Here is a 16,764-nt window from a genome sequence, read left to right as displayed (position 1 = left end):
GACGTATGAAAAAAATAGTCTTTACAGGTGGCGGTTCGGCCGGGCATGTAACACCTAATTTAGCAATTATTCCACATTTACAAAAGCAGAACTGGGATATCTCTTATATTGGTTCTCATCAAGGGATTGAGAAAACGATTATAGAAAAAGAAGGAATCCCATACCATAGTATTGCAAGCGGGAAGTTACGTCGTTATTTTGATTTGAAAAATATAAAAGATCCTTTTCTCGTGATGAAGGGTGTTATGGATGCGTACGTAACAATTCGTAAACTAAAACCGGATGTTATTTTTTCAAAAGGTGGTTTCGTATCCGTACCAGTCGTAATAGGAGGGTGGCTAAATAGGGTGCCAGTTTTATTACATGAATCTGATATGACACCTGGACTAGCAAATAAAATTGCGCTCCGTTTTGCCTCGAAAATATTTGTTACATTTGAAGAAGCAGCGAAACATTTACCGAAAGAAAAAGTAATATATACAGGATCGCCTGTACGTGAAGACGTACTAAGAGGAAATCTTGAAAAAGGTTTAAAGTTTCTAGGGTTTTCCCGGAAGAAATCAGTTATTACTGTTATGGGAGGAAGTTTAGGCGCAAAGAAAATTAATGAAACGGTTCGATCGGCACTTCCAGATCTTCTGAAAAATTATCAAATTGTGCATCTTTGCGGAAAAGGAAATCTTGATGAATCCTTACAAAATAAAGAAGGATATAGACAATTTGAATATGTACATGAAGAGTTGCCGGATATATTAGCAGCAACAGATTTTGTTATTTCACGTGCGGGATCCAACGCGATTTTTGAATTTTTAACAATGCAAAAGCCGATGGTTTTAATTCCGTTATCGAAATTTGCAAGCCGTGGAGATCAAATTTTAAATGCTGAATCCTTTAAAAGACAAGGGTATGCATCGGTATTATATGAAGAGGATGTAACGGTGAACTCACTTATAAAGCATATAGAAGAGCTATCTCATAATAATGAGACGTATAAAACAGCATTAAAAAAATATAATGGAAAAGAAGCGATTAAAACTATCATTCAACATATTTCAGAGGCATGATTAAACAATCATGTCTTTTTTAGTAGGATGAAAGATTCCAAGAATTGATATTTTTATGTTACAATAAAGTGAAACTTTAATCAGTGGGGGGTTCATCCCCACTGATTATTAGTTGAACCAATCGGGCTTTTACGGGCAGTTAATCCCACACCTAACTTCTTTGTTTTCGTTGAATTTTGAGGTGGGGGTCTTACTGCCCGTTAATGCGGGGTAACAAATGGTTAATAGGGAAATTCCAATTGATTAAGCGTGAAAATACGAATGGATTAGGAGTGACTGTGTTGGAGCTAAGTCTCTATGAAAATACTGCACTTATTATATGCTTTGTGTTGTACGTTGGTAGTGTTATTGTTTATATTTCACGGAAATTTTCACAAGAACGAGAGCTTGAAAAATCAGAAATAACAGCTGAACTAGAAATGTTAGCTGATGAAAGTTATAAAAAACAAAAAATAAAAGAAGATCATGAGGCACCCCATCATTGAAACGCAAATAAGTTCTAAGGATGGGGATTTTTTTTGAAAAAATCCCATTAACGCTAAAAAAGGAGTTTCCCCATACATATTTAAGGAGTGAATATAAATGAAATTTTATATTGCTTCAGGATTTCAAAATAAACATCTTGTTCGTTTCGTATCAAGCCAGTTGAAAGAAGTGGGATGGCAGCATACATATGATTGGACGAAAAATGAAAGAGCAACCAATAGAGAACAATTGCAAAAGATTGGTGAAGAAGAACAAGAAGCGATACGAGAAGCTGATGTTTTCTTACTCATACTAGAGGGTGGGAATGGAAGTCATACAGAATTAGGGATGGCAATTGCTTTAGAAAAGAAAATTTATATATATCACAAGGGCAATGAGTTGCAAACGACATTCTACCATTTACGAGAAGTTGATATTTTCGAAGGAGAAATTGAGGGGCTTGTCTCATATATATTAAATAAAGTGGAATGTTAGACGTGGGAATGCAGCGAGAAATATTTCTTGCAAAAAAAGAGTGAAGGTTACCATTAGGCTATTTTGGGCACAGTTATTATAAGTAAAGCATATAAAGGAGTTATAAATATGAAATTAGAAAATGGATGGGAAACAAGTTTTTTAGAGGTTGTACAAAACAGTGAATTTAAGAAAGATGCAATTCTTAGTCAATTGCTTTTTGCGGATAGTGAAGAAGTAGAAGAGCTTGTTGATGATTACGGTTATGAAGAGATTATTGAACGCGAACATGATGATGAGTTAGCAGGAATTTTAGGAGAAGAACTTTTCAGTGAGCTGGAGCGAAACGTATTCTTATCTCCACAGCCAGAAGAAAAACTTATTTCATTCGTAAATGGATTAGGTTTTCATGTGTTAGATTGGATTGTGCTTCTTGAAACAGAATTTGGCATTGATAGCGCAAACTTCACATCGGATGCAGTGAAAATGTTAGAAAAGCGCTTTAGACAGTTTCCCTATATAGAAGAGAAGACAATTTTTGATATGACGTTTGAAGAAGCGATGGATGTATTAGAATCTGTTACAGGATTACAGCTGAAGGGGAAAATGAACGTATAATGAAAAAGAACGTGATAGCTTCACGTTCTTTTTTTTTACATAATAATAATTTTATCATCTAGCTTTGTTTGTCCAGTAAGAAGTGCATTTAAATACTCTACTTTTCGTATGCAAGCTTGTATATGTCTTTCAACCTCTTGTAACTCTGCTTGGTGATGCGTTTCAATTGGATGAATTTGTACGTTAAATTTTTCGAATTGACTACTATATGTTATTTCTGCATAGCCGCTCATAATATCGGTTTCGTTATGAAATAAAAATTGCTTCGTTTCTTCACAGAATGATACATCCTGAAAGCCATATACTTTTAATGCTTCAATTACTTTGTTAATCATGTTTGTATTCATTTTTTAACCCTCTTTACGAAGTTCTACTTTTATATTATAACATAAAAAATTACGTAGAAAGCGCTTCCAAGTGTATTTTATTATAAACTTTACGTTTCAATCATAAAAATGAAACAAAGAAAAAATAATTGTAAAGAAGGAAGGACTCTTTTATTGTTTCGTCATATATATAGAGAAATAGTGCAATGAAAGGAAATTTTCCGAGGTGGAGATTGTATTTCCAATTTGAGCGCAGTAAAAGAGGTGAGAATCTTGAACTTTGATATTGTAGGACAAAAAGCATATATAAAAGATGGGCCGCATCGGAACCGAATTGGAACTGTAAAGAAAAATGAAAAACAATTAGAATCCCATTTTGCTATTGTAATTGGAGAACAAAGTATTGATGTAGAGCTAAAGGATATCGTGTTAGTTGGAGTAGATGTAGGACAATTTCATAAATGGTGCGAGCAAAATGGTTATTTGTGAAAGGGACGGGCTGTGAGATAATGAAATATATTTGAGAAAAGAGAATATGTTATTATATTCTCTTTTTCTATGTGTGGGGATACGGAAATGAAGTATAAAGAACAAGAGTTTACATTGGAGTTGAAAGAGAACATTAAAGGTATGGAAAAGGAAATCGAGCGAATATCACTTGGATTTTTTAAAGCGTATTCGCATTTATACATAGGGAAAAATATGAAATTAGATATGGGATTTGAAAGAGAAAAAGAGAATCCCTTTGAAATAGGATATTATTCATCAGTTTCTATAGCGATATTAGATGAAGAAGGAGAGATGATTGAATTTTACATTATTCCAATTTGGAGATGCGAAAATACTTTTTTAGGGATGCCAACTCAGTCGAGAGTTTGGGGGAGTAAGAAAGTAGGGGAACTTGTTGATGAATCTTGTTATGAGATTGAGGAAGAGTTAAAAGAGCAACTAGAAGAATACTTGGAGTGATAACTTTCAAGAGAAGATGTATAGAGATTGCTTCATAATAAAAAAGACGCTAACAGTATAAATTGTTAGCGTCCTTTTTTATTATGAAGCAATCTCACCAGTTTTTACGTCATCTTGATTGTACGTATCCTGATCTAATTCACCAAGCCATTTACTAGAAATAAGACCAGCTGTCATAGAACCACTTACGTTAAGAGCTGTACGACCCATATCGATTAATGGTTCAACTGAGATAACAAGAGCGACAATGCCGATTGGTAAGTTCATTGTAGATAGTACGATTAACGCTGCGAATGTTGCACCGCCACCAACACCGGCAACACCGAATGAGCTAATAGCAACGACAGCGATTAAAGTTAAAATGAATTGTGGTTGTAATGGATCAATTCCTACAGTTGGAGCGACCATCATAGCAAGCATTGCTGGATAAATACCTGCGCAACCGTTTTGACCGATAGATACCCCAAAGGATGCAGCGAAGTTAGCGATTCCTTCAGAAATACCAAGCTTTTCTTTTTGAGCTTCAATATTTAATGGCATTGCACCAGCACTAGAGCGAGATGTAAATGCAAATGTTAATACAGGGAACACTTTTTTCAAATATTGAATTGGATTTAAACCAGATAATGCGATTAATAATAAGTGAATGATAAACATTACGATAAGAGCTACGTAAGATGCTAACACGAAGTTACCAAGTTTTAAAATAGCGTTAATATCGCTACCAGCAACTGTCTTTGCCATAAGAGCTAATACGCCGTATGGAGTAAGACGTAAAATTAATGTTACCATACGCATTACGATTGCATATACAGCATCAAGCATTTTCTTAAATAGCTCTGCTTGTTCTGGATATTTTCGTTTTACACCTATAAAGGCAATCCCGATAAAGGCTGCAAATATTACAACAGAAATTGTTGATGTTGGACGAGCACCTGTTAAATCAAGAAAAGGATTCGTAGGCAACAGTTCTAACAATTTGTCTGGAATTGTTGTCTTTTCAATAGAAGTAAATCTTTCTTCTACTAATTTCAGACGAGCAGATTCTGCATCACCTTGTTGTAATCCTGTTGCTGATACATCAAATCCTGCGCTTGCAGCTATACCGACAGCTGCGGCAATTCCTGTAGTAAGAATTAAAATTCCGATAATAAGACCACTGATTTTACCAAGGTTTTTCGTTAATTGTAATTTTGTAAATGCTGAAATAATAGATACTAAAATAAGTGGCATAACGATCATTTGAAGTAATTTCACATAACCGTTACCAATTAAACTAAACCAGGTATTTGATTCGATAATTACTTTAGAAGTAGGTTCATAAATAAATTGTAATATAAGACCAAAGATAATTCCGACTCCTAAAGCAGTAAATACACGTTTATTAAAAGATACATGCTTACGTTGCATATAATACAATACGCCAACTAAAATGAGCATGACTGTGATGTTAATCCCGACAAGCAGTGTATTCATGTTGATTCCCCCTAATTCCAATGTGTTATATAGAATATAAGGTAATAAAACCTATAAGTCAACTAGGGAATTGCGGAATTAAAAAAAAGATGGCAATTTGCCATCTCTTAATGCCCAGCTCCAGGGACAAGTAAAAATGTTGTGTACCATGTAAATCCGATGAAGAAAACGGTTAAATATGCCCCGAATACGTATATATACATACGCTCTGTTAATTTTAAATAACTTAAAAGTACGAAGAATCCTGTTTGTCCTAAAAATAGTAGTGCGGTCGAATGCATATCCCCTACGTAAAACATAACCGAGAAAATTCCAGTCCAAAAGCCGAGAACGCGAAACATGCGCTCCATGCCATCTCCCTCCTTTTCTAAAAAAAGTAAAACCTCTTTTCATTATAGTTTATTTTTCTAACTATTGTAAATATTCATTCATATAAAAAGAAGCCAATTATAATATTGACTTCTTCTTAGTTGAAAAACTAGATTTGAACTTTATCCCGCTATTTGTGGGCAGTAAAACTCCCACCTCAAAATTCGGCAAAATGCGAGGAAGTTAGGTGGGAGATAACTGCCCGTAAAAGCCCGATTGGTGCGGGCTAATAATCAGTGGGGGAAGAACACCCCCCACTGATTAAAGTTTCACTTTATAGTTACAAGATTTGCATCCATCTAGTAGACTATCGTTTCGTGTTAATTCCACGTTCGGGAATAGGATTTCAAAAATCCCCTTCATCATATCTCCGTGCATATTACAAATTTCAGTCGGATGATGCGCAGCAACTTCTTTAAATGGACAATTGTGTACATCATAGAAAATTTTTGTGCCATCTGTACTTAATTCAAAAGCAGGAGATAAGCCAGCTGTTGAGAATGCTTCTTTTGCGATTAGCATTTTTTGTTCTATCGTCAATGCTTCTGCACTTACATTTAAGCGATGCATATGTTGTTGCATTAATTCTTTGCCGAATTGTTTCCCTGTTTCATATAGCGCTTTTTCACCAGCACTACCTAAGCTTAGCAGTGAATTAAATGCTATCTGCGCTAATAATTGATAATCGCGAAATGGGAATTGTAACTGGATGACATCTTGAGACAAGACGTATAGCCTGCTTGGTCTGCCGCCTTTCCCAGTTTTTTTTGTTTCTGATTTGAGCATATTAACATCTTCTAATTTAGATAAATGTAAACGCGCTACGTTTGGATGAATGTTAAACTCATCTGCAATTTCTTGTACAGTTACGTAATTATGTTTTTGCGAAATATATTTATAAATATAATAACGAGTAGGGTCAGATAATACACCTGTAATTTTTAAAGCTTGTTCCATGAGGATCTCCACCTTTATCACTTTATCCAAGATATTAACATTATAATACAGATAAACTTCTATATAGGTAATTTCAGACAATAATTCGGAAATTGTTCATAATTTCACAAACATATTTTTCCTTTTTCTCTTAGTGAAAATACAAAATCTCTAATTTTTCTTGTGCATTTTTTTATGATATATACATAGTGAGGAGGGAAACTTGATGAATAGTGTCGAGCTTTTTGCAAATATGATTATGAAAGAAGCTTGTAGGGTGCGAGCATCGGACTTACATATTGTGCCCAGGCAGAAGGATGTGGCGATTCAATTACGTATTGGAAAAGATTTAATTACGAAACGGTGTATTGAGAAAGAATTTGGAGAAAAGCTTGTTTCACACTTTAAATTTTTAGCATCAATGGATATAGGAGAGAGGAGAAAACCTCAAAATGGTTCGTTGTACTTACAAATTGATGGACAAGAAGTGTATTTACGCCTTTCAACACTTCCAACAGTATATCAAGAAAGTCTCGTTATTCGCCTCCATTTACAAGCATCTGTACAGCCACTGTCTCATCTTTCGTTATTTCCAAGTTCAGCGGAAAAATTACTCTCTTTTTTAAAGCATTCTCATGGGTTACTCGTATTTACTGGGCCAACTGGTTCTGGAAAAACAACAACAATGTATGCGTTATTAGAAGTAGCTAGAAAATGGCAAACACGTCGCATCATTACACTAGAAGATCCAGTTGAGCAAAGAAAAGACGGTTTATTACAAATTCAAATAAATGAAAAAGCTGGTATCACATATAAAACAGGATTAAAGGCTATTTTGCGTCATGATCCAGATATTATTTTAGTTGGCGAAATTCGTGATGAAGAAACAGCAAAAGTAGCTGTAAGGGCCAGTTTGACGGGACATTTAGTAATGACAACCTTGCATACAAATGATGCGAAAGGAGCGATACTACGATTTATGGATTATGGTATTACAAGGCAAGAAATTGAACAATCATTATTAGCAGTAGCTGCTCAGCGGCTCGTCGAATTAAAATGTCCATTTTGCAGAGGGAAGTGTGCAACTTTATGTAAATCAATGAGGAAAGTGAGACAGGCAAGCATTTATGAACTGTTATATGGATATGAATTAAAACAAGCGATTAAAGAAGCAAGTGGAGAACATGTTACGTATCACTATAAAACGTTGGAATCGTCGGTTCGAAAAGGGTATGCTTTAGGCTTTTTAGAAGAAGATGTATATGTTTAAGAGAAAATGGAGTTTAAGTGATCAAGCATTATTATGTAAAAGATTAAGTGATTTATTAGAGAAAGGTTACTCACTTTTGCAGGCGTTAGAATTTTTGCAGTTGCAACTACCATTAGGGAAGAAATTACAGTTACAGCGTATGATCGAGGGATTGAAAAATGGACAAAGTTTGCACGCTTCTTTTCACCAATTAATGTTTCACTCTGAGATGTTAAGTTATTTGTTTTATGCAGAGCGACATGGTGACATTTCTTTTGCTTTGCAACAAGGGAGCGTACTTCTTTACAAGAAAGATAAATATAGGAAAGATATGATGAAAGTAATGCGATATCCTATGTTTTTATCATTTTTTTTAATGATTATGCTTTCTGTTTTTAACCTCATTTTATTGCCTCAGTTTGAAATGATGTATAGTTCTTTACGTTCTACAGCACCACCACTTACGGAGCAAATTTTAGTTGCAATTAAATTATTACCCTACTTCATTTATATGATTGTTCTTATCGTTATAACGGGATTTAGTTTATATATATTTTATTTCCGAAAACTTCCGCCTACTCAAAAGGTAAAGATTATGATCCGTATTCCCCTTATGAAAACATTTCTTATTTTAAATCATTCGCATTATTTTTCCACTCAATTAAGTGGTTTATTACACGGTGGATTGTCGGTACACGAAGCATTAACAATAATGATGAAGCAAAAGTATCATCCGTTCTTTCAGTATGAAGCAGACCGAATTGAGCGGCAATTAATTGCAGGAGAACCGTTACAATCTATTATTGATAAAAGCGGTTATTACGAAAAAGAACTTTCTTATATCATTACGCATGGACAAGCAAACGGTAATTTAGCAAATGAGCTTGGTGATTACAGTGAGCTCATTATTGAAAAGGTAGAACAAAAAATTAAACGTATGTTATTTGTGATTCAACCCATTTTATTTACATGTCTTGGGGTTATAGTCATTTTGATGTACTTAGCGATGATTATGCCGATGTTTCAAATGATGAATTCTATATAGGGGGCATTTACATGCAGAATGAGGAGGGTTTTACTCTTTTAGAAATGTTATTAGTTATGGTTGTCATAACTGTATTATTACTATTAATTATTCCAAATGTAGTTACGCAGCGCTCATCCGTCCAAGGAAAAGGATGTGCAGCCTATGTGAAATCTATAGAAGCACAAATACAAGCATATCACTTGCAACATAATAAGATTCCATCAATAGAGGAACTTGAAACAGGAAAGTATATTACTTCAAAAACTTGCCCGAAAGGTGAACCAATCCATATTTCCGATGATGGTACGGTATCAGCTGGGAAATCGTGAAGCAAAAAGGTTTTACTCTTTTAGAAATGCTACTTGTCTTATTTGCTATTTCTGTACTGAGTGTTGTTACGCATTTTAACGTTACTTCATTACATGAAAAACAAAAAGTTGAGCAGTTTTTGAAACAGTTTTCAAATGATATTTTGTATATGCAGCAGTTAGCGATTAAGCGTCAAAAACATTATACGTTACGCTGGTTTAAAGAGAAACATATGTATTATATTTCGGAATCGGAGACAGACCTATTAATTATTAAGAGAGAATATGATAAAGATGTCCAAATGGATTTGCATACCTTTCCAAATCCAATGACATATAATCCGAGCGGGAATATTAATAGGGGTGGTACGATTTTACTTTCCTATCGAGGGTATAAATATGAGATTGTATTTCAGCTTGGAAGAGGGAGATTTACGTATCGTGAAGTGTCAAAAAGGATCAGTAATGGTTGAAATGGTTGTAGCGTTAAGTTTAATAATGATGGCGGCATCGTTATTGCTCCCGCAAACATTATTAATTATGCAAGAAAGAAAAAATATAAAAATGGGCTATAAAGCATTAATATTATTAAAAAAAGAAGCGGCCTTATTTAAGTATGAGAATGAGGAAAAGCGAGTAAAAGAGCAAGTCATAAAAGGAATTGTATATTACACATATTGGAGAGGAGATGAAGTTTGTACGATGTGGAAAGATATGAGAGGAAAAGCGATGGAGCAATGCCTTTATGCAAAGGAAAAATAAAAAAGAAGCGGGATTTACATTAATAGAAATGATTGCATGTTTGTTGCTTTTATCAATGTTCTTTTTACTTTTACCGCGTCTTCATATTATGGGGATAGAAAATACACATTCAAAAGGATTAAATGACTGGGAGTGGGATGTGTTTTTAGGACAAATGCAATTAGAGTTTCGTGAAGTATCAAGTGGGAGGAAGATAGAGCTAGAAAACGGTGGGAATATTTTACGCCTCCAACTTCGTAATGGTGATCAGGTGACGTATGAAAAGTTGAATAGTAATTTAATAAGAAAAGTAAATATGCGCGGAAGGGAATTTATATTACAAAGGATTGAAGCGATTTCGTATAAATTAACACCTCATTTGTTATATATATATGTGAAAGATATAAGTGGTGAAATATATGAAGGCGTGGCTGTACGCTATAGTGAAATTGAGATAGAAACATGAGAAAACAAGATGGATTTGTAATGCCAGGAACAATTATTTTTCTTATTTTATTCATTTCATTTTTGATGTACGAAACGAATATGTTACTTTCGGATAAAAAATTTTATTCTGAAATAGAACAAAGTTTTTTCATGGAGGAACTTGTTGATCGCGCTATTTCAGATATAAAAAGAGAGTTACAGCAAAAAGAAAAAGAGGATGTTTTTTTATTTCAGTATGAAAGAGGAGAAGTGAGTGGAAAGTACGTCTTTGAAAATGATGTTATTATCATTTCGTTGCAATGTGTTACAAAACAGAGAGTTTTCTATACAGTGAGCTTTCGGTATAGGGAAAAGGATAATAAAATATTTGATTGGGTAGAAGGATAATATGTAAAATATATGGAGAAGAACCATGAGTTTCTATTGTGGAGGGAGTCAATTTCTTTGAGGAAAGGGATAAGAATAATGGTCAAAAGTTTAAATTTTCTCAAAAAAGAGAAAGGTAGAAAGAATATGATATATTCATGCTATCCAATCATTTTTTTCTAGGGAGATAAGGAAATGACAAATAACAATCAAATAGGTGAAAATAAGGAACAAACTATTTTTGATCATAAAGGAAATACGATTATGACAGAGGATAGGGAAATACAAATTATTTCAAAATTCGAAGAACCTCTTATTGTCGTATTAGCAAATGTATTAAGTGATGAAGAGTGCGATGAATTAATTGAATTGTCTAAAAGTAAGATGAAACGTTCTAAAGTTGGTTCATCACGTGATGTAAATGATATTCGAACAAGTAGTGGTGCATTTTTGGAAGAGAATGAACTTACTTCGAAGATTGAAAAACGAATTTCATCTATCACGAATGTTCCTGTAGCGCATGGAGAAGGATTGCACATTTTAAATTATGAAGTGGATCAAGAATATAAAGCGCACTATGATTATTTTGCAGAACATAGCAGGTCAGCTGCTAATAATCGTATAAGTACTCTTGTGATGTACTTAAATGATGTAGAAGAAGGCGGGGAAACATTCTTTCCGAAATTAAATCTTTCTGTACACCCTAGAAAGGGAATGGCAGTATACTTTGAGTATTTTTATCAAGATCAATTACTAAATGAGCTTACGTTACATGGAGGAGCACCTGTAACGAAAGGTGAGAAATGGATTGCAACGCAGTGGGTGAGAAGAGGTACTTATAAGTAAAAGTGAGCCAGCTTGTTTGATTACGAGAAAATAGTGAGTATGTTACGTTTTGTTCTTCATAGCATAAGAAGAACAAAACGTTTTTTTATTAAATAAAGTAACATCTTTCGTTATAATAACAAATAATAACGGATGATTGAGAGGAACGAAAATGAAATCTATATACATAACTGGCTATATGGGAGCCGGGAAAACAACAATTGGAAAAGTGTTAAGTAAAGAACTTCATATGGATGTTGTAGATACAGACCAAAAAATTGAAGAGAAGCAAGAGAAGGCAATTCGTGATATTTTTGCCGAAGAAGGCGAAATGGCTTTTCGGGAATATGAAAGTGAAATGTTACGTTCACTACCGGTTCAGAATGTAATTATTACAACGGGTGGAGGGATTATTGAACGAGCGGAAAATCGAAAGTGGATGAAGGAAAATGGAACTGTTGTGTATTTATATTGCGATCCACATGTAATTGCAGAAAGGCTTCGTGAAGATACGACACGTCCACTATTTCAGAAGAAAGATATAGATGCATTTATAACGAAATTTGAATCGCGCCGAGCTTATTATGAAGAGGCTGATATTCATATCGATACGACAAATAAGTCGGTAAAGCAAATTATGAATGAATTAAAGCAAAAGATTAATGAATAAAAAAGTGGACATACTAATCAAGTAGAGGTGATGATAATATGTCTACTAATGATTATGTACGCTTTGTGACACAGCAATTTGTGTCATATATGGATGCTCCAAAAGAGGATCGAAAACAACAGAAACAACAACGTCGTGCGGAGAAAGAGCCATTCTTAAATAAATGGTTTGGTGTTATGCCACTGAGCGCTGCTTTGTTTTATCGAAATGTAAAAAATAAAAGAAAAAAATCAAGCTAACTTTTTCGTAATATGTCTGGCAAAATAAAGATCCCCTAGTGCAACAAGCTGCTAGGGGATCTTTATTTATTGTTGCACAGATTCTTTTTCTTCAGTAACCGCATGTATCTTATTATTTACCCATACAAACCCTATTCCGATGCAAATAGAAATAGCCCAGCCAACAGCGGTCATAATAGCTCTCATTTCACCATATCCATCTACACCGAAAACAGAGATGAAATAGATTTTCAAGAAGCTTTTTAATATAAATTGAAGGCCGAAAAATAGTGTTAAATATTGCAGTGCTGGATATATACGACTATCACGATAAAGCTCACGACTTTTATCACGATCATGACCTTGCAGTGCTGAAATATCCGCTGCGAAATATAACATAAGTGGTTTTTTTATAAAGATTGTACATATAACGATGCAGCCAAGTACGATATGATAATATGCATCATTCCATAGCATTCGTTCCGCTGATCCAGATATTAAGTCTACGGTTGTATTAGAAATGAGTGTAATTAAAATAAAGAACCCTGTAACGTTAAACTGTTTTTCTTTTTTAAAGGTATACAGTGTATAAATAATCCCCGGAACAGAGGAAATTAACATTGCGTAATAAGGATCGATATAAGGTTTTGCAAATTTCCAAATGAGGAATGGGAATACGAGATAAAAGACAAGATCTAATATAGCTTTTTTATTTTGATTCATACAAATCCTCCTTAAGTCATACATATATTTTATAATATAATTTCTGAAAATTGTATAAGGTTTAATAAAAAAAAGAAAAGTAGATGATTAGTAGATTAAAAAAATTGTCCCTAGCGTAGTAAGTTTTTTTAGTATATAATAAAGGAAACGCTTTCATTTTTTGATTTGTTCACAAAATGGATGGAAAATCACATATTTACTATTGATATGTTACTTTATAATGAAACTAATTAAATATACATGCATACAATATTGTGAAATAAATAACATAAATAATCTATATAAATGTAAACGTTATCAAAAGAGAGGTGGAGACAATGAGTAAATTTTTCTTCAATCATAATCCAGCAACATTAGAGGATGGAAGACTGGTTAAGTATGCTGAAATTATTTATGGAGAAGGTGGCCGTTCTGTATTAGAAAATTTAATGGTGAAGGCATCTATCAGATTACGTGATCGTTATCCGAATAAATCTGACGAACAGATCTCGAACCTCGTAAATCAAGGCATCCATGATATGTTTCAAAAATACGTGAATGAGTAAGAGCAGCTACTGGCTGCTCTTATTTTTTTGTATAAGGATTGTGCCTCTAGCTGAAAATAAAGATGCATTTTGAAACATGCAAAAAGGAGGCGAAAAAGATGAGTAATGGAATTGGTCGTTCAAAAGAGAATCTTCCAACTGATGCAAACCATGTAAGTGCAAAGGATCGTGCATATCAGAAACGTATGACAGAGAAAAAACAGCAAGGGCGTAATGAAGATAGAGAATAGGCTGGGAACATATCTTAAAAGAAGCTCCTTCAATCTGAAGGAGCTTTCTTTAAGATAGAAAATGATTTGCGGTAACATAAAAGAGACCACCGTTTATAATTTGTATTGTAATGCGTGGTTCGTATTGTTCTTGTAATGCTTGCTTTTCAATTTCATAGCTTTCTGGAAGTTCATCGCTATCTTCGTAAAATCGATTTAAAAGGTCTAAATCGTGATTCCAACGCACTCTCGCTTCTTTTGCCCACGTGTGGTCATCTTCAGCGATTATACTTTTTAAAGCATCCTCTATACGTTGTAAGCCACTTTGTGGCTTAATGATAGGTGAGAGGGTAAAACAAAAGTCAGGTATTTTCGGTGTGAGTTTGATCTCTGCTAAAGTGTCATGAAAGTTTGCAATCATTGTCCCGGAAATAAGATGAATACCGATGGAATGAAGTATGTCTTTTTTTCGGTCGCATTGATAAGATACTTTTATATTTACACCAAGCCAAGGATGAAGGGGGGTATGAGTTGCCCCGCTATGTTTCACTTCCTCATATAAACGTATGTATGAACCTAGTTCTTTTGTTGTTTCAAATATTTGATGTAAACGGGGTGAACCGTAATGAATAAGTTCACCGTCGTTTTCTTCGTTTTCTGGATTTGTAATAAGAGTAAGGCGCATCGGGTTCGGAACGCCTCCTGTTTTTTCAAGATAGTGCCAATAGAAAGGGCGGTTCATTAATAATTTATCCATTTCAATTGTTAACTGCACGTCTAATAGGTGAGGGGAACGTTCTAAAATTTCGCAGTTATTCGCCTCAAAAAAGTTATATAAGTAATTATGAATTTCATTTTGCTGCATAGTCTTGCACCTCTGCTTCATTGCGCTTCGCAAAATCGATAATAGATGTTAAATTTTCCATCTTGATTCGAATTTCACCTTCGCTTTTTGACTGCGCGAAAATTTCTTGAATATGCGCATCAATATTTTTCATGTTGATTCTCGTTAAAATTTCATCGAGTTCACCGATTACACGTTCAAATAAATTAATTTTTTCATATAGTAGTTTTAAAATGTGCTCTTCAACAGTGTGCTTTGTTGCTAAGTTATAAATATGAACATCATTTTTTTGTCCAAGACGGTGAATACGTCCAATCCTTTGCTCGAGTCGCATTGGATTCCACGGTAAGTCGTAATTAATCATATGGCTACAAAATTGTAAGTTAATTCCTTCACCACCAGCTTCGGTCGCAATTAATACTTGGGCATGATTTTGGAAAAGCTCCTTCATCCAATCTTTCTTCCCGCGCTTAAATCCACCGCGAAATGGAACAGAGGAAATGCCATGTTGTTGTAAGAACCATTGTAAATACATTTGTGAAGCTCTATATTCAGTGAAGATAATGACTTTATCGTCAACTTCTTTTATAAGCTCTAGTGCTTTATTTGCTTTGGAGTTGAACGGAATATGATTAATTTTGTCCATCAGCACATCAATATGTGGGTCCTTTATGTAGTGCTCATTTTCTTTCTGTCTTTTTTCTACATGTTTTTTTAGTGAATAGTAAACAGCTTCACGACTACTACATGCTTCCCGTTTTAAAGTTAAGGATGAGAAAGCAGATGTGACGGCATCTTGTCCACGCCAATTTTCAATTTCATTATACAAAGCTTGTTCTTCTTCATTGAATTCAACGAAGATTGTTCGTACATGCCTCTTCGGCCAATCAATGCCAGTGTTATTGCGTCTATTTCGAACCATTACTTTATTGATAAGAGCTTTTAAATCTTCATCGGATTCAGTGGAACGATTTTTGGAAGCGTAATATTCTTCAAAATTAGATTGATTGCCTAAATGACCTGGTTTTAATAAAGAAACGAGGTTGAAGATTTCATCGATTTTATTTTGAACAGGAGTTGCAGTTAGTAATAAACAAAACTTCTTTTTTAATCGCTGTGCAAATTCATAGTTTTTTGTTTTATTATTTTTTAGTTTATGTGCTTCATCGATAATAATAAGGTCATACTCTAGGTTTAAAACGATATCGCGATGCGGTGAACGTTTCGCAGTATCGATTGATGAAACGATGACATCAGCTTGTTCCCAAGAATAACTTTTCTTTTGAGCGACCGCAGGAATAAAAAATTTTGTGTTTAGTTCATACGCCCACTGAGATACGAGAGAAGCTGGAACGAGAATGAGTACCTTTTTTACAAGTCCTCGAACCATATATTCTTTTAAAATAAGTCCAGCTTCAATCGTTTTTCCAAGTCCGACTTCGTCTGCTAGAATCGCTTTACCATTCATTTGTTCAATAACATTTTGAGCGACCTCTAATTGATGTGGAAGCGGCGTGAAATGTGATAAATGTTTCGGTGCTTGCAATCCATCAAAAGTAGGGACGAGTAACGATTTCTCTGTTTTATAAGCTAAATGATATAAATCCCAATTTGTCCAAGGACCATCTTCATCAATTCTTTTTAAAAAATTGTTTTGCCACGTTCGATCTACGGAAATATCGACATTCATTAAGACTCTCCCACCTTTTATAAACTAAAGTGATTATTTAAAAAATCTTTATTATAAGCCTCGTAATAAGGCGCTATCACAATTACTAAAAGTTAAAGAATAGGCAATGATAAAGGGCTAAATTTCAAAATTTGTATTTAATAAGATTAAGAATGAAAAATTCTAAATTATTTTTTATGCTAGAATATTGATGAAATATAGCGAA

Annotated in this window: 25 protein-coding genes and 1 pseudogene; 18 read left to right on the top strand and 8 right to left on the bottom strand. The window is 34.2% G+C overall.

All coding sequences use genetic code 11. From position 1 onward, the window contains the following. Positions 1-5: 5 nt before the first annotated feature. The 4 genes from LCF45_RS21030 (at position 6) to LCF45_RS21015 (ending at position 2,621) form a co-directional block, all read left to right on the top strand. Positions 6-1,064 (top strand): undecaprenyldiphospho-muramoylpentapeptide beta-N-acetylglucosaminyltransferase, encoded by a 1,059-nt coding sequence (locus LCF45_RS21030; protein ID WP_002067149.1) that lies wholly within the window; start codon positions 6-8, stop codon positions 1,062-1,064. Between the two features lie 242 nt (positions 1,065-1,306). After that, the gene (locus LCF45_RS21025; protein ID WP_085960924.1) at positions 1,307-1,549 is read left to right on the top strand and encodes a DUF3966 domain-containing protein; all 243 of its coding nucleotides are present in this window, start codon (positions 1,307-1,309) and stop codon (positions 1,547-1,549) included. Between the two features lie 97 nt (positions 1,550-1,646). After that, entirely contained in the window at positions 1,647-2,024 is a 378-nt protein-coding gene (locus LCF45_RS21020) for a nucleoside 2-deoxyribosyltransferase (RefSeq protein ID WP_002034029.1), read from the top strand. A 108-nt stretch (positions 2,025-2,132) separates the two neighbouring features. Further along, positions 2,133-2,621 carry a hypothetical protein gene (locus LCF45_RS21015; RefSeq protein WP_002015119.1) on the top strand — a complete coding sequence of 163 codons (489 nt, stop codon included), beginning with the start codon at positions 2,133-2,135 and terminating at the stop codon, positions 2,619-2,621. A 35-nt stretch (positions 2,622-2,656) separates the two neighbouring features. Here the strand turns inward: LCF45_RS21015 and LCF45_RS21010 are convergent, their stop codons facing one another. Next, the gene (locus LCF45_RS21010; protein ID WP_002129099.1) at positions 2,657-2,968 is read right to left on the bottom strand and encodes a hypothetical protein; all 312 of its coding nucleotides are present in this window, start codon (positions 2,966-2,968) and stop codon (positions 2,657-2,659) included. Positions 2,969-3,220: 252 nt separating this feature from the next. On the opposite strand from LCF45_RS21010, the gene LCF45_RS21005 reads away from it, so the two are divergent. Beyond that, positions 3,221-3,436, top strand: coding sequence for a DUF3912 family protein (locus tag LCF45_RS21005; protein ID WP_002067106.1), 216 nt, complete (start codon positions 3,221-3,223; stop codon positions 3,434-3,436). Positions 3,437-3,523: 87 nt separating this feature from the next. Continuing rightward, positions 3,524-3,916 (top strand): hypothetical protein, encoded by a 393-nt coding sequence (locus LCF45_RS21000; protein ID WP_002190672.1) that lies wholly within the window; start codon positions 3,524-3,526, stop codon positions 3,914-3,916. Between the two features lie 81 nt (positions 3,917-3,997). Here the strand turns inward: LCF45_RS21000 and LCF45_RS20995 are convergent, their stop codons facing one another. The 3 genes from LCF45_RS20995 to LCF45_RS20985 form a co-directional block, all read right to left on the bottom strand. Next, positions 3,998-5,392, bottom strand: coding sequence for an L-cystine transporter (locus LCF45_RS20995; RefSeq protein WP_002138338.1), 1,395 nt, complete (start codon positions 5,390-5,392; stop codon positions 3,998-4,000). Positions 5,393-5,499: 107 nt separating this feature from the next. Continuing rightward, positions 5,500-5,742, bottom strand: coding sequence for a DUF2626 domain-containing protein (locus tag LCF45_RS20990; protein WP_002015110.1), 243 nt, complete (start codon positions 5,740-5,742; stop codon positions 5,500-5,502). Positions 5,743-6,022: 280 nt separating this feature from the next. Beyond that, positions 6,023-6,718, bottom strand: coding sequence for a helix-turn-helix transcriptional regulator (locus tag LCF45_RS20985; RefSeq protein ID WP_002014995.1), 696 nt, complete (start codon positions 6,716-6,718; stop codon positions 6,023-6,025). A 205-nt stretch (positions 6,719-6,923) separates the two neighbouring features. Here LCF45_RS20985 and comGA point away from each other — a divergent pair, with 205 nt between their 5' ends. The 10 genes from comGA to LCF45_RS20935 all read left to right on the top strand — a co-directional run bounded on the left by comGA (position 6,924) and on the right by LCF45_RS20935 (position 12,569). Next, entirely contained in the window at positions 6,924-7,967 is a 1,044-nt protein-coding gene (gene comGA / locus LCF45_RS20980) for a competence type IV pilus ATPase ComGA (protein WP_078203155.1), read from the top strand. Then, complete coding sequence (gene comGB, locus LCF45_RS20975) at positions 7,954-8,991, top strand: competence type IV pilus assembly protein ComGB (protein WP_016096112.1); 1,038 nt, start codon at positions 7,954-7,956, stop codon at positions 8,989-8,991. The genes comGA and comGB overlap by 14 nt, the downstream gene beginning before the upstream one ends. 11 nt (positions 8,992-9,002) lie before the next feature. Next, positions 9,003-9,302 (top strand): competence type IV pilus major pilin ComGC, encoded by a 300-nt coding sequence (gene comGC / locus LCF45_RS20970; protein WP_002088623.1) that lies wholly within the window; start codon positions 9,003-9,005, stop codon positions 9,300-9,302. Next, positions 9,299-9,754, top strand: coding sequence for a competence type IV pilus minor pilin ComGD (gene comGD / locus LCF45_RS20965; protein ID WP_002167675.1), 456 nt, complete (start codon positions 9,299-9,301; stop codon positions 9,752-9,754). The genes comGC and comGD overlap by 4 nt, the downstream gene beginning before the upstream one ends. Next, positions 9,747-10,043, top strand: coding sequence for a hypothetical protein (locus tag LCF45_RS20960; protein WP_002129087.1), 297 nt, complete (start codon positions 9,747-9,749; stop codon positions 10,041-10,043). The genes comGD and LCF45_RS20960 overlap by 8 nt, the downstream gene beginning before the upstream one ends. Continuing rightward, complete coding sequence (gene comGF / locus LCF45_RS20955) at positions 10,027-10,488, top strand: competence type IV pilus minor pilin ComGF (RefSeq protein WP_002129086.1); 462 nt, start codon at positions 10,027-10,029, stop codon at positions 10,486-10,488. The genes LCF45_RS20960 and comGF overlap by 17 nt, the downstream gene beginning before the upstream one ends. Further along, positions 10,485-10,856, top strand: a complete 372-nt coding sequence (gene comGG / locus LCF45_RS20950; RefSeq protein ID WP_002129085.1) for a competence type IV pilus minor pilin ComGG — start codon at positions 10,485-10,487, stop codon at positions 10,854-10,856. Before comGF ends, comGG begins: the two co-directional genes overlap by 4 nt. A 174-nt stretch (positions 10,857-11,030) precedes the next feature. After that, positions 11,031-11,681, top strand: a complete 651-nt coding sequence (locus LCF45_RS20945) for a 2OG-Fe(II) oxygenase (protein ID WP_078203154.1) — start codon at positions 11,031-11,033, stop codon at positions 11,679-11,681. A 151-nt stretch (positions 11,682-11,832) separates the two neighbouring features. Further along, the gene (locus tag LCF45_RS20940) at positions 11,833-12,330 is read left to right on the top strand and encodes a shikimate kinase (RefSeq protein ID WP_002129082.1); all 498 of its coding nucleotides are present in this window, start codon (positions 11,833-11,835) and stop codon (positions 12,328-12,330) included. 38 nt (positions 12,331-12,368) lie between these two features. After that, positions 12,369-12,569 (top strand): YqzE family protein, encoded by a 201-nt coding sequence (locus tag LCF45_RS20935; RefSeq protein WP_002015009.1) that lies wholly within the window; start codon positions 12,369-12,371, stop codon positions 12,567-12,569. 66 nt (positions 12,570-12,635) lie between these two features. Here the strand turns inward: LCF45_RS20935 and LCF45_RS20930 are convergent, their stop codons facing one another. Then, a complete protein-coding gene (locus LCF45_RS20930) occupies positions 12,636-13,271 on the bottom strand; it encodes a VC0807 family protein (protein WP_078203153.1) in 636 nt (211 codons plus the stop codon). Positions 13,272-13,399: 128 nt separating this feature from the next. Further along, positions 13,400-13,517: pseudogene (locus tag LCF45_RS27085) on the bottom strand (GTP pyrophosphokinase). A gap of 71 nt (positions 13,518-13,588) precedes the next feature. Here LCF45_RS27085 and LCF45_RS20925 point away from each other — a divergent pair. Together LCF45_RS20925 and LCF45_RS20920 are read left to right on the top strand one after the other, a co-directional pair. Then, the gene (locus LCF45_RS20925; protein ID WP_000032698.1) at positions 13,589-13,816 is read left to right on the top strand and encodes a hypothetical protein; all 228 of its coding nucleotides are present in this window, start codon (positions 13,589-13,591) and stop codon (positions 13,814-13,816) included. Positions 13,817-13,914: 98 nt separating this feature from the next. Further along, the gene (locus LCF45_RS20920; RefSeq protein WP_002129080.1) at positions 13,915-14,046 is read left to right on the top strand and encodes a hypothetical protein; all 132 of its coding nucleotides are present in this window, start codon (positions 13,915-13,917) and stop codon (positions 14,044-14,046) included. A gap of 49 nt (positions 14,047-14,095) precedes the next feature. On the opposite strand, the gene LCF45_RS20915 is transcribed toward LCF45_RS20920, so the two are convergent. After that, complete coding sequence (locus LCF45_RS20915) at positions 14,096-14,890, bottom strand: YqhG family protein (protein WP_002088611.1); 795 nt, start codon at positions 14,888-14,890, stop codon at positions 14,096-14,098. Next, entirely contained in the window at positions 14,877-16,559 is a 1,683-nt protein-coding gene (locus LCF45_RS20910) for a DEAD/DEAH box helicase (protein ID WP_002015016.1), read from the bottom strand. The genes LCF45_RS20915 and LCF45_RS20910 overlap by 14 nt, the downstream gene beginning before the upstream one ends. Positions 16,560-16,764 lie beyond the last annotated feature (205 nt).

Source organism: Bacillus sp. 41-22, assembly GCF_025809295.1.
Lineage (GTDB): Bacteria > Bacillota > Bacilli > Bacillales > Bacillaceae_G > Bacillus_A > Bacillus_A mycoides.
The sequence above is the reverse complement of the archived record's forward strand: the minus strand, read 5'-3'. Positions and strand labels throughout refer to the sequence as shown.

Excerpts from the sequence above, each read along its gene's own strand:
- LCF45_RS20960 (WP_002129087.1), top strand. The coding sequence starts at position 9,747 with ATGGTTGAAATGGTTGTAGCGTTAAGTTTAATAATGATGGCGGCATCG.
- LCF45_RS21020 (WP_002034029.1), top strand. The coding sequence starts at position 1,647 with ATGAAATTTTATATTGCTTCAGGATTTCAAAATAAACATCTTGTTCGT.
- LCF45_RS20925 (WP_000032698.1), top strand. The coding sequence starts at position 13,589 with ATGAGTAAATTTTTCTTCAATCATAATCCAGCAACATTAGAGGATGGA.
- LCF45_RS21030 (WP_002067149.1), top strand. The coding sequence starts at position 6 with ATGAAAAAAATAGTCTTTACAGGTGGCGGTTCGGCCGGGCATGTAACA.
- LCF45_RS20985 (WP_002014995.1), bottom strand. The coding sequence starts at position 6,718 with ATGGAACAAGCTTTAAAAATTACAGGTGTATTATCTGACCCTACTCGT.
- LCF45_RS21015 (WP_002015119.1), top strand. The coding sequence starts at position 2,133 with ATGAAATTAGAAAATGGATGGGAAACAAGTTTTTTAGAGGTTGTACAA.
- LCF45_RS20940 (WP_002129082.1), top strand. The coding sequence starts at position 11,833 with ATGAAATCTATATACATAACTGGCTATATGGGAGCCGGGAAAACAACA.
- LCF45_RS20920 (WP_002129080.1), top strand. The coding sequence starts at position 13,915 with ATGAGTAATGGAATTGGTCGTTCAAAAGAGAATCTTCCAACTGATGCA.
- LCF45_RS20915 (WP_002088611.1), bottom strand. The coding sequence starts at position 14,890 with ATGCAGCAAAATGAAATTCATAATTACTTATATAACTTTTTTGAGGCG.
- LCF45_RS20995 (WP_002138338.1), bottom strand. The coding sequence starts at position 5,392 with ATGAATACACTGCTTGTCGGGATTAACATCACAGTCATGCTCATTTTA.
- LCF45_RS20930 (WP_078203153.1), bottom strand. The coding sequence starts at position 13,271 with ATGAATCAAAATAAAAAAGCTATATTAGATCTTGTCTTTTATCTCGTA.
- LCF45_RS20910 (WP_002015016.1), bottom strand. The coding sequence starts at position 16,559 with ATGAATGTCGATATTTCCGTAGATCGAACGTGGCAAAACAATTTTTTA.
- LCF45_RS20990 (WP_002015110.1), bottom strand. The coding sequence starts at position 5,742 with ATGGAGCGCATGTTTCGCGTTCTCGGCTTTTGGACTGGAATTTTCTCG.
- LCF45_RS20945 (WP_078203154.1), top strand. The coding sequence starts at position 11,031 with ATGACAAATAACAATCAAATAGGTGAAAATAAGGAACAAACTATTTTT.
- comGG (WP_002129085.1), top strand. The coding sequence starts at position 10,485 with ATGAGAAAACAAGATGGATTTGTAATGCCAGGAACAATTATTTTTCTT.
- LCF45_RS21000 (WP_002190672.1), top strand. The coding sequence starts at position 3,524 with ATGAAGTATAAAGAACAAGAGTTTACATTGGAGTTGAAAGAGAACATT.
- comGF (WP_002129086.1), top strand. The coding sequence starts at position 10,027 with ATGCAAAGGAAAAATAAAAAAGAAGCGGGATTTACATTAATAGAAATG.
- comGB (WP_016096112.1), top strand. The coding sequence starts at position 7,954 with ATGTATATGTTTAAGAGAAAATGGAGTTTAAGTGATCAAGCATTATTA.
- LCF45_RS21010 (WP_002129099.1), bottom strand. The coding sequence starts at position 2,968 with ATGAATACAAACATGATTAACAAAGTAATTGAAGCATTAAAAGTATAT.
- comGC (WP_002088623.1), top strand. The coding sequence starts at position 9,003 with ATGCAGAATGAGGAGGGTTTTACTCTTTTAGAAATGTTATTAGTTATG.
- comGA (WP_078203155.1), top strand. The coding sequence starts at position 6,924 with ATGAATAGTGTCGAGCTTTTTGCAAATATGATTATGAAAGAAGCTTGT.
- LCF45_RS20935 (WP_002015009.1), top strand. The coding sequence starts at position 12,369 with ATGTCTACTAATGATTATGTACGCTTTGTGACACAGCAATTTGTGTCA.